This window comes from Pseudoalteromonas sp. Z1A8, from assembly GCF_011378855.1.
Taxonomy (GTDB): Bacteria; Pseudomonadota; Gammaproteobacteria; order Enterobacterales; family Alteromonadaceae; genus Pseudoalteromonas.
The window spans coordinates 90,052-104,547 of the sequence record NZ_WTLB01000005.1 but is presented as its reverse complement, the minus strand read 5'-3'; the positions used below and the strand labels follow the sequence as shown (position 1 = coordinate 104,547).

The 14,496-nt window shown below is 39.7% G+C and carries 9 protein-coding genes; 7 read left to right on the top strand and 2 right to left on the bottom strand.

Annotation, left to right across the window (positions count from 1 at the left end):
- Window positions 1–159: 159 nt before the first annotated feature.
- Window positions 160–2,991 carry a TonB-dependent receptor gene (locus GQR55_RS03715; RefSeq protein WP_166419482.1) on the bottom strand — a complete coding sequence of 944 codons (2,832 nt, stop codon included), beginning with the start codon at window positions 2,989–2,991 and terminating at the stop codon, window positions 160–162.
- 188 nt (window positions 2,992–3,179) lie between these two features.
- On the opposite strand from GQR55_RS03715, the gene GQR55_RS03710 reads away from it, so the two are divergent.
- Entirely contained in the window at window positions 3,180–3,941 is a 762-nt protein-coding gene (locus GQR55_RS03710) for a 2-keto-4-pentenoate hydratase (RefSeq protein WP_165739264.1), read from the top strand.
- Window positions 3,942–4,040: 99 nt separating this feature from the next.
- Here the strand turns inward: GQR55_RS03710 and GQR55_RS03705 are convergent, their stop codons facing one another.
- On the bottom strand, window positions 4,041–4,769 hold the full coding sequence (locus GQR55_RS03705; protein ID WP_166419481.1) for an NUDIX domain-containing protein: 729 nt from the start codon (window positions 4,767–4,769) through the stop codon (window positions 4,041–4,043).
- A 364-nt stretch (window positions 4,770–5,133) separates the two neighbouring features.
- On the opposite strand from GQR55_RS03705, the gene GQR55_RS03700 reads away from it, so the two are divergent.
- The 6 genes from GQR55_RS03700 to GQR55_RS03675 all read left to right on the top strand — a co-directional run bounded on the left by GQR55_RS03700 (window position 5,134) and on the right by GQR55_RS03675 (window position 14,494).
- Window positions 5,134–6,489 (top strand): MFS transporter, encoded by a 1,356-nt coding sequence (locus GQR55_RS03700; protein ID WP_166419480.1) that lies wholly within the window; start codon window positions 5,134–5,136, stop codon window positions 6,487–6,489.
- Between the two features lie 62 nt (window positions 6,490–6,551).
- The gene (locus GQR55_RS03695) at window positions 6,552–7,619 is read left to right on the top strand and encodes a glycoside hydrolase family 43 protein (RefSeq protein WP_166419479.1); all 1,068 of its coding nucleotides are present in this window, start codon (window positions 6,552–6,554) and stop codon (window positions 7,617–7,619) included.
- Window positions 7,620–8,007: 388 nt separating this feature from the next.
- Window positions 8,008–11,037, top strand: a complete 3,030-nt coding sequence (locus tag GQR55_RS03690) for a TonB-dependent receptor (protein ID WP_166419504.1) — start codon at window positions 8,008–8,010, stop codon at window positions 11,035–11,037.
- A gap of 185 nt (window positions 11,038–11,222) precedes the next feature.
- Window positions 11,223–11,966, top strand: coding sequence for a SapC family protein (locus GQR55_RS03685; protein ID WP_166419478.1), 744 nt, complete (start codon window positions 11,223–11,225; stop codon window positions 11,964–11,966).
- Window positions 11,967–11,976: 10 nt separating this feature from the next.
- Window positions 11,977–12,987, top strand: coding sequence for a cupin-like domain-containing protein (locus tag GQR55_RS03680; protein WP_166419477.1), 1,011 nt, complete (start codon window positions 11,977–11,979; stop codon window positions 12,985–12,987).
- A gap of 22 nt (window positions 12,988–13,009) precedes the next feature.
- On the top strand, window positions 13,010–14,494 hold the full coding sequence (locus tag GQR55_RS03675) for a tryptophan halogenase family protein (RefSeq protein WP_166419476.1): 1,485 nt from the start codon (window positions 13,010–13,012) through the stop codon (window positions 14,492–14,494).
- Window positions 14,495–14,496 lie beyond the last annotated feature (2 nt).

The window sequence follows — 14,496 nt, the reverse complement described above, 5'->3', positions numbered from 1 at the left end:
ACATATTATGTTTGACTGGTCAATGTAATGTGCACAAAATAGGGGGAGTGGTAACTAATTTTAATCGTTGTTTATATGTTTAAAAGTGACATAGTGGGAATATAATAAAGATCGCTGATGAGCGATCTTTATAGCAATTTGGGTTATTTCAATAAAGCGTTAAAACTTAGCGCGTATACCTATACGGTAACGCGGACCAGTATATTGGGTATTAATAACGCGCTCTTTTACATCGGCATATTGATAGGTACGTTCATCAGTTATATTTATTGCTTCGCCTGTTAGCGTAAAGTTATCGTTAACCGCATAAGACATACTAAAGTCGAGCTGACCATAAGCTGCAGTATGCTCTGGTAATCCACCACTGCGTATACCTGCTCGGCTACTTAAAAAGTCATCTCGCCAGTTGTAGGCTAAACGCGCTTGAAATGCATTTTTGTCGTAGTAGGCAACAATGTTATAAGAGTTTTCGGCAAATCCCTCTAATTTATCACCTGGGTCGGTCACACCTGGAAGCTCTATTTTTTGTGTGTTTTTATTTGTAGTATCAGCCCATGTATAGTTTGCTTGCACACCTAAGCCATTTAAAAAGCTCGGTAAATAATCCATATTATGTTGTACAGCAAGTTCTACTCCAGTAATTGAGCCGCCTGATTGGTTTTGTTTAGTATTAATAGTTTCGTTTACATTGCCGTATCCATCAATACTTACGTTTGAATCAACGTATTGCGACCCATCCCAAATATCAGGCGTATTATCTAGATAAGTTATTTGTGCAATTGTGCTAGATATATCCTTTTTGAAAAAGTTAACCGCGTAAGAATCGCCGCTATCACTATAATATTCAAAAGATAAATCGTATTGATTAGCTTTATAAGGTGCTAAATAAGGATTGCCACCTGTTTGAGAAAAGCTACCTGCTTGCATATCGGTATACGTTGTTTGTACGCCAATGTCGTCAATGGCAGGGCGCGACATAACTTTAGCCGCTGCGGCTCTTACCAATAAGTTATCACTTAAATTAATACTAAAATTAGCGCTAGGTAACCAGTTAGTGTAACTATTTTTGGCTTTAAGGCTTCCTGAGTCTGTGTAATCAACAACTAATAAAGGTTGGCCATTATCAAGCTCGCCCGTATAACCTAGGCGCCTTTTTCCGTAACCGCTTGAGCTTGTATCCGTTTTTACATAACGGACTCCCACATTACCGCGCCAATCGTAATCACCAATTAAGCCGCTGAGATTAAACTGCGAATAAGCACTTATTTTCTCTTCGGTGACGCTTGATGATGCGATTTCGTTATATTGCTCGTTTGGCCAATTTGGATTTTTGGTCATATCACGAATAGCGCTATGGTATTTATTTATATCAGCAAACAAAAAGTCACGCGGAAAATTACCTGGCTCACTACTTAAAAAATCTGAATAGGGACTTGCTGAAAATATGTCATCAGGCATATCTCTAAGTTCGCCACAAATATCGGCATTCGGTGCTACTAAACCACAGTTATCTTCATGGAATGTTTCAAAGCGATCTCTTACTTTTTCGCGATCTGAATACGCAATACCAAAATCGATTGAATCTAAGGTTAGGCTTTCAGCAAACTCTAAATCGAGTAGGTATTTCCCTTTTGTTTGCAGCTCCGTAATCGTGTCTTCTAATTCGTAATGTGAAACTTGATTCCAATGTGCTCTCACGCTTGTCGGCGAAGCATAATCAATGGTTGTGTCTAAATTAACGGTATCAGTGTTTCTAAAATCAAAATTTAAACTGTCGTTTCGCTCTGGTGAAATATAATTAGGAACTAATAAGTCGCTACGCGGCGTTGATTTTGATGTTGAATGGCTTATATCAAACTCAAGCGTTAATACATCAAATTCTTTTACAGAATTAAACCCAAATGCCTGTGTTTTTGATTTTGACTCCAGCTCTTGAAATAAACCATCAATTCTAAAATCAATATTTTCACCGGTTCCGCCCAGTGTTTTACCCGAAAACTTAGTGCCTGATAAAATAGTACCGTTGTCTGATACAACCACATTTCGCCAATTAGGATACTGTAAGCCGGCTTGCAAACCTTGAGTTTGAGTTTCTACTGAGAGATCCGTATACATGTAATCAAAGGTATTTGTAAAAGTTGAATCTGGTGCCCACTGAAAACTGGTATTAATGCCAGTACGTTCGCGATGCTCTTGCCCTAATGCGTATTCAATTCGCCCGGCATGGCGAAGCATAGTTGGCGTAACCACATTGCCATCTAAATTATGAATGTCGCCTTCAATCACACCCGGCTCATTATTAAGTAATAACCAACGGGTTGTGCCCATTGAATCGTATCGGTTATCACTTTTTTGTTGTGAAAGGGCAATATTAAAACCAAATGTTTCATCAGCAAACGTATTGCTAAATAACGCAGAGTATTCAGGACTTGTTTCGCCAGAAAGCTCACTGTATTTAGCATTTACAGAGCCCAACACATGCAATCCGGGGTTATCTAAAGGGCGTGCAGTCTTAACGTTAACATAAGCACCAATGCTCCCTTCAGGTGTTTTAGCCGTAGGTGACTTGACTACATCAGCACCTGATATTAGCTCTGCTGCTAATACTTGAAAATCAAACGAACGACCAATTTCAGAAGTGGCTAATGTGCGTCCGTTTAACGTAACAACGTTAAATTCTGGGCCAAAACCACGAACGGTTATTTTTGAGCCCTCACCATTTACACGGTTAATTGAAACACCAGGAACACGTTGTAAAGACTCAGCCACATTTTGATCGGGAAACTTACCAATATCCTCAGCAACAATACTATCTTGAACACTATCGCTGTAACGTTTTAGAGATGATGCGGCCTCGAGACTTGAACGAACACCCGTTACAACAATGACTTCAGTATCGTCTTTTACTTTATCGTTTGTAGCAGCTTGAGCAAATGAACAGCTTGAGAGAGCGGCTAAAACACCGAGTGCAATTTTTTTCTTTGAACGCATAGTGATCTCCATATATTTGTGTGTCGTGTTGTCAGATAAAGTTCAACCTTTGAGAGTTTACTCACTTAACAAGAAGTAAATTCGCAAAAGAATAACGTTCGACAAATCTAAACATCATATGTTTAATTGTCAAGAACACTGTTATTATTGCTATGCAAATTACTTTCAATAGCAAAAAAGGAACTACAGTGGATAACTCAATCTTGCTTGAACATATAGCTAAGCATTTACTAAATAAAAGAGAGCAAGGTATCGAGGTACCTGACTTATCATCAGATATAACGCTTAATTCTATAGACGACGTTTTAGCAGTTCAGAAGTTGATGATTAAGCTAAATAATCAAAAAGTGTATGGTTGGAAATGTATGCTTCCATCAGGTGATGGCACGATTACTCTCGCGCCGCTTTTGCATGCACCGGTTAAATCTATGGAACGTTGTGCTCTTTTTACAAAAAATAATAAAGCGCTCATTGAGCCAGAAATTGCATTTGTGCTAAACAAAGACCTAGCAAGCTATGAAGAATATAAAAATGAGGAAATAGATAATGCTATTGGTAGCGCCCATTTAGCGTTGGAGCTTATTCAGAACAGATTTCCAGAGGGTTATCAAGCAACACACTATGAAAAATTGGCCGATGGATTATCTAATCAAGGTGTATATTTAGGCCCTAAAGTAGACGTTAAAAAAGCATATGAGAGCAGTGATATAAATATTGATGTTAAACAGGGCGAAGATTTACAAAGCTATGCAGGGAAGCATCCTGCAGGTTTGCCACAACTTCCTTTATATTGGGCTGTTAACTTTTTAACGGCGAATGGGTTTGAATTAAAAGCAGGCCATATTTTTATTACAGGCTCTTATAACGGTCTAATGCAATTAGATATAAATAAAAAAACATCAATAAAGTACGAAGGTTTAGGAGAGATTACAGTCGAATTTTCATGTTGATACACTGAGGTTCTGTAGGTTAGCCAACGCTTTTAAATTACGTTGTACAGCTAACCTACACGTGTATTTTGATTTTACGGTATACAAAAATCAAATTATTTAAAACTCAAATGTAAAACCAAACTCTCTTAATTTTTCATATACGTTTATGTCAAAACGGTACAAAGTAGCTGCTCTATGGGCTACGTTGGTTTGTTTTTCTTTGCAGTTTATTAGTAAGTTCATTTTTTGAAACTTACGTCTAAAGTTAGGTTTATCGAGTGACTTATTTAAAATCGACTCGTAAATTCCTTGTAGCTCAAGCAGGGTGAATTTTTCAGGAAGTAAACTAAAACCAATCGGCTCGTGCCTTACTTTATAGCGTAAGTAATCAAGGCCACTTTTTAAAATGTCGGCGTGGTCAAACATTAAACTAGGGACGTTATTTACATCAAACCATTCACACTCTACAGCGTTATCGCCACTCACAAGATTGGTTTCTTCAAAGCGTACGAGCGAGTAGTAAACAATAGTTATAATACGCCTAGCGGGGTAGCGGTCTACGTTACCAAATGCACCTAACTGATCTAAGTACAGGTTTTCAACACCGGTGGTACTTTTAACAACACGCAGAGCTGCAAGGTCTAAGTTTTCGTCTTTACGAACCCAATGACCAATTAAACCCCATTGGCTTGTTGCAAGACCGCGATTATATTTAACCAGCAGCACTTTTAACTTACCTTCATGAATAGCAAATACAATATTATCTACGGTTAGATTACTAATGCAGTCATCAGGAATCGATTCTTCGTCAATATTGTTAGAAATATTTGATGTTTTATGGTGCATAAATTACTCAGCCAATGCTATACATACATATTGTTATAAAGACTATTAAGAGTATATAAAAGGCGCTTAAAGCGCAAATAAAAAACATTTATAAATCCTATCTAAAACAATCACATCTATTTAATTAATCACTTTATACACTGTCCCTGTTTTTACGCATTAACGGCGATATTCGACTTTGGTTTGGTATTGGTTTTTTATCGAACGAATAATACCTTTGTATGTTAGTAAATTTAACGCCAAATTAGCGTCATGTATTAAATAAATTACCAGTTGATTAAAAATGTAACATAAATGTTTACATGTGCTAAAAATGCATATAGTATTTTTGACTATATCGATTTGCATTGAAAATTGAGCACACATGAACAACACAAAACACACACTCACAATTAAAGAAAAAATAGGGTACGGCCTAGGTGATACAGCCAGTAATATTGTATTTCAAATGGTCGCTAACTTTATGTTGATATTTTATACCGATGTTTACGGTTTATCTGCAGCTGCTGCGGGTACGCTACTTTTAGCGGTTCGTTTATTTGATGGTATTACCGATCCAATAATGGGCAGCATTGCCGATAGAACGCGTAGCCGTTGGGGTTCTTACCGCCCTTACATATTATTTTTAGCTGTGCCGTACGGTGTGTTTGCTTGCTTAGCATTTATAACCCCCGATTTTGATTCTACGGGCAAGCTTATATATGCCTACTTAACTTACGGGTTATTAATGACGTGTTATACCGCCATTAATATACCGTACGGTGCACTTGGCGCAGTAATGACAAACGATCCTAAAGAGCGCGCATCGCTACAGTCATACCGATTTGCAATGGCAATGGCAGCACTGCTTGTAATTGTATGGGCACTGCCTAAGCTGGTTGCCTTTTTTGGCGACGGCAACGATGTAGTAGGTTACCCACTAGCCATGGTGTTTTTAGGCGGACTTGCCGCAGCGTGTTTTTTACTGTGTTTTAAAATGACCAAAGAAACCAAACAAGTTAAACCCGCGCAAAGTAAAAAGAATGCCTTCCTTGAATTTTTAAGCTTATTTAAAAACGATCAATGGGTTGTTATAGCTGTTATAAGCCTAGCAACATTAATATTAATTGGCGTTAGAGCCTCAGTAGCACCGCATTATATTAAGTACTACGTAGGAGAAGCCTCACTTACTTCTAACTTTTTAACACTCTCAGCAATTGGCTCAGTATTGGGCGCTATATCTACCAACTTTTTAACCAAATTTATTGAAAAGAAAACACTTTTCATTGTCGCTTTAGTGGTCGTAATTATTTCTCACAGCATGTTTTACGTACTTGAGAGCGACGCAATCGTAACCATTTTTATTGTGTACTTTATTGCTAACTTTGCCCACATGATTATTACCCCAATTATGTTTTCGATGGTGGCTGATACGGTTGACTACGGCGCATTAAAAATTGGTCGCAGATTAACAGCAGTTACGTTTTCGGGTCATTTATTGGCAATAAAACTAGGCTTTGCAATCGGCGGTGCTATTGCAGGGTGGATATTATCTGGCTATGCATATGTGCCTAATCAAGAGCAATCAGAACACACGTTATCAGGCATTTTACTCGCCTTTGCTGGTATTCCAGTAATTTGTACCGTGGCATGTTTAATTTTTATAACACGTTACAAACTTACCGAGCCTGAAGTAAAGCGCATTCAAACGCAGCTGGCTGATAACAAAACCATAAACTAATTTAGCAGTCCATTTTGCACCTTTTAAAAGTACAAAGTGGGCAGGCAATACTAGGAGTAAAAATGCAAAATACAGCGCAAGTAGCACCCCCATCTAATGGGTTAAGTGACGCTGAACTTAAACAGTTTAAAGACCTACAACGAGCCAACTCGTTAATACAAAACCACAATGTGTTAGTTGATCACATGTATACCGCCGATCCGTCAGCGCATGTGTTTAACGGCACTGTGTATATTTACCCGTCGCACGACATTGAATCAAAAAATGAAATTAATGATAACGGCGACCACTTTGCAATGCGCGACTACCATGTGTTTTCGCTGGACGAAAGCACAGGCAAAGCCATAGACCATGGCGTAGCACTTTGTGTAGACGATGTAAAATGGGCAAGCAAGCAAATGTGGGCACCCGATGCAGCGCATAAACTTGGTCAGTATTACCTTTATTTTCCGGCACGCGATCAGCAAGGTATTTTCAGAATTGGCGTTGCAAAAAGCGACAGCCCAACAGGGCCCTTTAAAGCAGAAGACGATTACATTCAAGGCACGTTTAGTATCGATCCGGCTGTATTTGAAGATGACGACTCAAGCCATTATTTATATTTTGGTGGCTTGTGGGGCGGCCAATTACAAAATTGGCAAACAAGCGAATTTAACAAAGAAGGTACATATCCAAAAAATGGTGAAGCTGCAATTCCAGCACGCGTAGCAAAATTATCGGAAGATATGATCAGCCTAAGCGAAGACGTAAAAGAGGTTGTTGTACTTGATGAGAGTGGCTTACCAATTACAGTATGCGATAACAACCGCCGCTTTTTTGAAGGCCCATGGGTACACAAACACAACGGTGTTTATTATTTTTCGTATTCAACGGGTGATACACACAAAATTGTCTATGCAACGGGCGATAATCCGTACGGACCATTTACCTATCAGGGCGTTATTTTAAACCCAGTACTGGGTTGGACCACGCACCACTCAATTGTTAAGCACAATGGTGATTGGTTTTTATTTTATCACGACAGTACGTTATCGAGCGGGCAAACCCATTTACGCAGTATGAAAATGGCTAAGCTTGAGCACGACGAAAACGGAAAAATCCAAACAATAAGCCCATATGAACACGCTTAATAAAAATAGTTATAAACAATGCAAATTATCTGCGTGAGCACTGCAACGCCTTTTATTTGCATAAAAAAGATATAGTCAATATGACCATTAATTTATTTGTAAATGGTCGATTTAAGAGGAAGCTGGGGACATATGACAAAATGAAAATATTTTAAAGTAAAAAATTAGCACAAAGAATTAGCATAAACTTGCTGATATTTAATGTTTTTTTAGTTAAGTAGCACATGTTTAAAACTGGTTGTGGTCTTTGTAAAACGTTTAAAACATACACACACAATAATTATTTATTGACCGTAAAATGAAACAAATAGTTTACAATTATGTTTCGAGTAATTCTTAAAGTCTTGCAGTACGTCAATAATAATTAAATAAGAAAAAGGGCATCATGATGTTTAAGAAAAAGATAATTTCAACAGCCATACTCGCTGCAATAGGGTCGGTTACGCTTCCTCACCAAAGCTACGCTGCAGAAACCGTTGTCGATGAAGATGTAGAAATAATACAAGTAACCGGCATTAGAGGTTCATTGCAACGCTCTATGGATGTTAAACGCGATTCTTCTGGTATTGTCGATGCAATTTCGGCTGAGGATATGGGGAAATTTCCTGATACCAATCTTGCTGAATCGCTACAACGTATTACCGGCGTATCAATTGATAGAGCCGGCGGTGAAGGTAGCCGCGTAACAGTCCGTGGATTTGGACCTGCTAATAACTTAATTACTATTAATGGTCGTCAGCTTCCTAATACAACAGGTGACCGCACATTTGATTTTGCAAATGTCGCATCTGAAAGCGTATCGGGTGTGCAAGTTTATAAAACATCAGACGCAAGTGTTACCTCAGGTGGCATTGGCGCAACTATAAACTTAACAACAAACAGACCCTTAAATAGCCCAGGTATAAAAGCATCGTTTGGCGTAAAAGCCGTAGACGATCAATCAACCGATGAGGGCAGCATTACACCAGAGGTAAGCGGTTTATATTCGCAAACATTTGGGGATGACAAGTTTGGTATCTCGATATCGGGTAGTTACCAAGACCGTGAAAGCGGTATGCAACAGTTTATTCAAGATCAAGGTTACAGAGCATCTGATTACACAAATACAGGATGGGGCGGCGTACCTGCAGGAGCAGAAGGCGGAACAAACAGACCTACATCAGGTATTTATTCAAACCCGCAACAACCACGTTATGTGTTTGAAGAACGTCAACGTGAACGTGTAAATGGTCAGTTGGTATTTCAATATCAACCTGTTGAAAACATTACAGCAACCCTTGATTACACCGGCTTTAAAACAACCGTTGAAGAGCAGCACACTGATGCCTCAGTTTGGTTTAACTACGCTGGCGACAGAAGTGAATCTGTTTGGGCGGGCGAGCCTAACGCGTACCCACTCATTTACTCAGAAATTTATGACATCCAAAGTGATGCCGACTACCGCGATACGTCGCTTACTGTAGGTTCTTGGGGCCGCGAGGAAAAAACAGATTCATTAGGCTTTAACTTAGAGTGGGCAGTGTCGGATCAACTTAACCTAGAGTTTGATCATCACAGTTCAAAAGCCTCTATGAAAGCAACCGATCCACGCCACGGTACGCGTAACAATATTCAGTTGCCTTCGTACACACGTACGCGCTCTGGGCTTGATTTAACTGGCGATTTACCCGGTATTGCAATTGGTAACATTGAAGATTTCACGCCAGAAACCATGCGTTTATCGGGTAGCTGGTTTGCAAACGACAAATACGATTCAGAAATCGATCAAACACAAATCTCAGGTAAGTACTTCTTTGACGACAGTTTAAGTATTGATTTTGGCGTTGCGGTTAATAAAGTAAATAACCATTATCGTCATACGCAAGTACAGCGCCCAGATTGGGGTGGAGTTGGTGTTGAGGGCGACTTTGCTGATATCGATTGGCGCCAAGATACTATTTTAGATAAGTTTCAAGCTAAAGCGGGTAATTTTGAAGGCACTGCAACACAAGGCGAATATGATTTATTTAATACAATCTTTTTTGCCGACTTTGACGCGATTGTAAATGCAGCCGAGTTTGCTGACCCTGTTGCCAACGTAGATAACCTTTACGGTGATTGTAAAGCAGCCGACGGCGCAGCGGCAGGTCCAAATGGCGAAGGACAATTTTGTGCTTCAACCGATTGGGATGCAGCAACAAACCGCTTTACTGAAGAAAAAACGCAGTCTGCTTTTGCACAAGTAAATTATAAAGGCGAATTGAGCGGCATGTTCTTCGACCTACAAATTGGCTTACGCTACGAAAAAACAGACGTATTTTCTAAAGCAACAGCACCCGGTTATAGCAGCGTAGAATGGAACGAAGATACAGCCACATCAGTAACCGGTGTTACCGGTATTGAAACGCTAAGCCAATCGGCAGATTACAGCCAGTTCCTGCCTAATATTAACTTTAATATTGAAGTAGTTGAAGATGTAATGATCCGCGCAGCGGCGAGCAAAACTATTTCAAGAGCGGGTTATGGTCAGCTACAAGGTGGAACAACTATTAATACCGGCGGTAGTTTAAGTGGTTATTCGGGTGGCTCTGGTAATCCAGGACTCAAACCTCTTGAATCAATTAACTACGACTTATCAAGTGAATGGTATTACGGCGAAGGTAGCTATATTTCGTTTGGTTACTTTAAAAAAGACGTAACCAATTGGATCACAACAGGCACAATAGATTCGGATATTTTTAATCTTGTCGATCCTTTAAACGGTGAGAAGTTCAAAGCAGCACAAATTGCATTAGGTGCTGATGCTTCTAACTTAGCTATTCGAACATATATTTTTGAAAACTTTGCTGATGATCCAAATGTACAGCCTAATTTTGATGAAAATGGCGAGTTAGACGGCGGCACAATTGTTGGTGACCCAGCAACAGATGAACCTGTAAACTTTAGAATAAACGTGCCTGTAAATGGCGACCAAGAATACACCATTGATGGCTTTGAATTTAATATTCAGCACTTATTTGGTGAGTCAGGGTTTGGCGGTATTTTTAACTACACCATGGTTGACTCAGGTCTTGAATACGACAACGATTCACTTGAGGATACAGAAGCACTTGTAGGGTTAAGTGATACGGCAAACGTGGTGTTCTTTTACGATAAAGAAGGCTTACAAGCACGTATTGCGTATAACTGGCGCGATTCGTTTTTAAATGAGCGCCGTGTAAATGGCGATTTAACTGCGCCAATTTATACCGATGAGTATTACCAAATAGACTTTAACGTAAGTTACGAAGTACCCGCAGTAGAAGGGCTTACCGTATTTATTGAAGGTATAAATATTACTGACGAGTACGTAACATCGTACGGGCGCAAGCAAGAGCTGATTTATAACATCACTCAAACAGGCTCTCGCTACGGTTTAGGTGTTCGTTATAATTTTTAATAAATATTATCTACCTATTTAAAGCCGCATTATGCGGCTTTTTTTTGCTCTTTTTAATCTAGTAATAATAATACCCACCTGTTATAGTCAATGTGAATTTAACTTATTTATTACATTCACTTCACAGCAGTAGGTATGCGTAGCAGTAAGTAAAGGCACACAACAATAATTGGAGCACACAATCCATGGCCAATCATGCATTATTAAATAATGTTGAGCATCAGCATTTAAAAATAAACCCTGCACGTAGCACACACTTAGGTGACGGGGTTTGGTACAGCGAAACATTTGTGAGTGAATTTAGAGTCGCTCAAGCACATTACCCAATATTTTTTACCAAAGATGACGCAACAAATACATTTTCGCCGGTGTGTTTATACGGCATAAACAAAGACGAAAACTTATTTTTAGTAAACCAACAATGGCAAGCACACTACATTCCGCTCAGCATGCAGCGACTGCCTTTTGCTATTGCGACTCAAAATACAATGCAAAACGGTGTAGCAACGCAAGAGCGCATGCTTAGTATTGATTTAGACTCACCAAAAGTGTCAACAAAGCAGGGTATTAGCCTCTTTTTAGAACACGGCGGAAATAGTGATTACCTCGAAAATATAATAAACGTGCTCGACAGCCTTCATCATGGCCTTCAAGAAAATCAGCCTTTTATTAAAACCTTAATTAAACATAGTTTGCTTGAGTCGGTATCGCTAGAACTTGATTTAGTAAACGGGCTTAAACATAACTTACTCGGTTTTTATACCATAAACGAAGACTCGCTAAACCAGCTAGGTAGCGAGGCAATTGCAGAGCTTCACTCACAAGGGTATTTAGCGTGTATATATATGGTCATTGCATCGCAAGTACATGTACGTGATTTAGTGGCGCTTAAAAACGAGCAACTTATGCTACAAAAGCAAGCGATGTAAGTGCTTAACTATGGCAAATTTAGTAAATAAAATTCAATCGCTCAGTGGTTTAACTCCCAGTACGTTACCAAGGGAGCTTTTAAACTCGCCTGTGCCTATTGTACTAAAAGGGTTTGTAAGCGAATGGCCCCTAGTTATTGCTGCTAAAAAATCTGATGCTGCAGCAATTGATTATTTAACGCCGTTTTACGAAGGTTTTTTAGTTAATACCTGCACAATAGCCGCCAGTCAAAATGGGGTTGTAGGGTATAACCACGATATGAGTGGTTTTAACTTTACTAATCAGCAAGCGCCATTTATTAACGCGCTTGAGCAAATAACGCAAACTGCAAATAACCCACACGCAGATACGCTATACATTGGCTCTACTAGCATTGCACAATGCTTACCTTCTTTGGTTGATCACTGCCACGTTAATGCGTTAAGCGAAGGCTGTTTATTTAATGCGTGGGCAGGCGGTAAGGTTACCGTGCCAGCACATTACGACGTAGCGCAAAATTTAGCCTGTTGCGTTGCAGGTAAAAGGCGTTTTACTTTATTTCCCCCCGATCAAATCGATAATTTATATATAGGCCCGCTTGATAAAGCACCCGGTGGTCAGCCTATAAGTTTAACCACCACAACAGCACCCAACTTTAAGCAGTTTCCTAAGTTTGAACAGGCAATAAAAGCGGCAACTACCGTTGACTTAGAGGCGGGCGATGCGCTTATTTTACCCAGCATGTGGTGGCACCAAGTACAGGGGCTTGGCAGTTTAAATATTCTGTTTAATTATTGGTTTAAAAATACGCCAGCGGTTTATGGTCAGCCGACTAATGCACTGCACCTTGCTATTTTAAACATACGTAATTTACCAAAGCATGAGCGCGCAGCATGGCAACGTTTGTTTAATTACTTCGTATTTGCCGATAACGAATTTACCCACATACCAACGCTTGCACAGTCTATTTTAGCAAAGCCAATGGATGAGCTTACAGCGCGTAAATTAAGAGCCGAATTACAAAATAAATTAAGACGCTAAGCGTACTTGTAAGGTTTGAAATATGAATCAAAATGCAATTAAAAAAATAGTAATAGCAGGTGGCGGCACCGCCGGTTGGATGTGCAGCGCTGCAATGGCAAAGCTGCTAGGTAAAAATATTGAAGTGTGCTTGGTTGAATCCGATTTAATACCGACCGTAGGGGTCGGGGAGTCAACTATCCCTACGTTGCATATATTTCATGATTTGCTAAAAATTAGTGAATCAGAATTTATGGCAGCCACCAACGCCACCTTTAAATTAGGCATATCGTTTGAGGGCTGGAAACAAAACCAACAAAGCTACTTTCACTCGTTTGGTTATGTGGGGCAAGGCTGTTGGGCTGCGGGTTTTCAGCATTTTTGGCTAAAAGGCATGCAGCAAGGTGTAGCAGCCGATATTGGCGACTATTGCACAGAGCACGTAGCAAGTCGTTTAGGTAAATTTGCTGTAGTACCGAATCAAGACCGTAATCATGCTTATCAGTTAGATGCAGGTTTGTACGCTAAATTTTTACGAAATTTTGCACAGCAAAACGGCGCTAAACGTATAGAAGGCATGATAAGCAAAGTTAACTTAGAGCCCACTAATGGCTTTATAAAATCACTTACTTTGGGTGATGGGCAAATTATTGAGGGCGATTTATTTATAGATTGCACCGGCTTTAAAGGTTTATTAATAGAGCAAGCGCTACACACCGGATACGAAGATTGGAGCCATTGGCTGCCGTGCGACAGCGCAGTAGCAGTACAAACTGAATTAGTAAGTCCAATAGTGCCATACACACGCGCCATGGCGCATAAATGTGGTTGGCAGTGGCAAATACCACTGCAAAGCCGCCGTGGTAATGGCTTAGTATTTTGTAGTAAATACATGAGCGATGAAGAGGCAAAAGCAGCGCTCCTTAATAACGTAGAAGGCAAACCCATTAATGAGCCGCGCGTTATAAAATATCGCACCGGTACACGACGTAAACATTGGAACAAAAACTGTGTGGCTATTGGCTTAGCCAGTGGTTTTATAGAGCCGCTTGAATCAACCAGTATTCATTTAATTCAGCAAAGCATTATTAGATTAATGCAAAACATGCCAACCAAGGCAATTGAGTCGTGCTATCAAGATGACTTTAATAACAAAATGCGCTTTGAAGCCGAAAACATTCGCGACTTTATTGTGCTGCATTACCACGTAACGCAGCGCACCGACAGCGACTTTTGGCGTTACTGTAAAAACATGCCAATACCAGAATCGCTTGCCAAACGCATCGAGCTATTTAAGCAAAGTGGGCATGTTTATAAAGCAGAGCAAGAGCTATTTGGCGAAGCATCGTGGTTACAAGTGATGTTAGGGCAAGGGCTAGTGCCGCAAAATTATCACCCCATTGTAGATAGCATGAGCGATGATGAGTTAAAACGCTTTTTAGAATCAATAAAAAATCATGCAGCTAAAAAGGCTAACAGCTTACCGAGTCACATTGATTTTATTAATCATTATTGCAAGGCTAAGTAAGT

Bases quoted from the DNA above. Each gene is read 5' to 3' on its own strand.
- GQR55_RS03675 (WP_166419476.1), top strand. From the start codon at position 13,010: ATGAATCAAAATGCAATTAAAAAAATAGTAATAGCAGGTGGCGGCACC.
- GQR55_RS03695 (WP_166419479.1), top strand. From the start codon at position 6,552: ATGCAAAATACAGCGCAAGTAGCACCCCCATCTAATGGGTTAAGTGAC.
- GQR55_RS03705 (WP_166419481.1), bottom strand. From the start codon at position 4,769: ATGCACCATAAAACATCAAATATTTCTAACAATATTGACGAAGAATCG.
- GQR55_RS03700 (WP_166419480.1), top strand. From the start codon at position 5,134: ATGAACAACACAAAACACACACTCACAATTAAAGAAAAAATAGGGTAC.
- GQR55_RS03685 (WP_166419478.1), top strand. From the start codon at position 11,223: ATGGCCAATCATGCATTATTAAATAATGTTGAGCATCAGCATTTAAAA.
- GQR55_RS03690 (WP_166419504.1), top strand. From the start codon at position 8,008: ATGTTTAAGAAAAAGATAATTTCAACAGCCATACTCGCTGCAATAGGG.
- GQR55_RS03715 (WP_166419482.1), bottom strand. From the start codon at position 2,991: ATGCGTTCAAAGAAAAAAATTGCACTCGGTGTTTTAGCCGCTCTCTCA.
- GQR55_RS03680 (WP_166419477.1), top strand. From the start codon at position 11,977: ATGGCAAATTTAGTAAATAAAATTCAATCGCTCAGTGGTTTAACTCCC.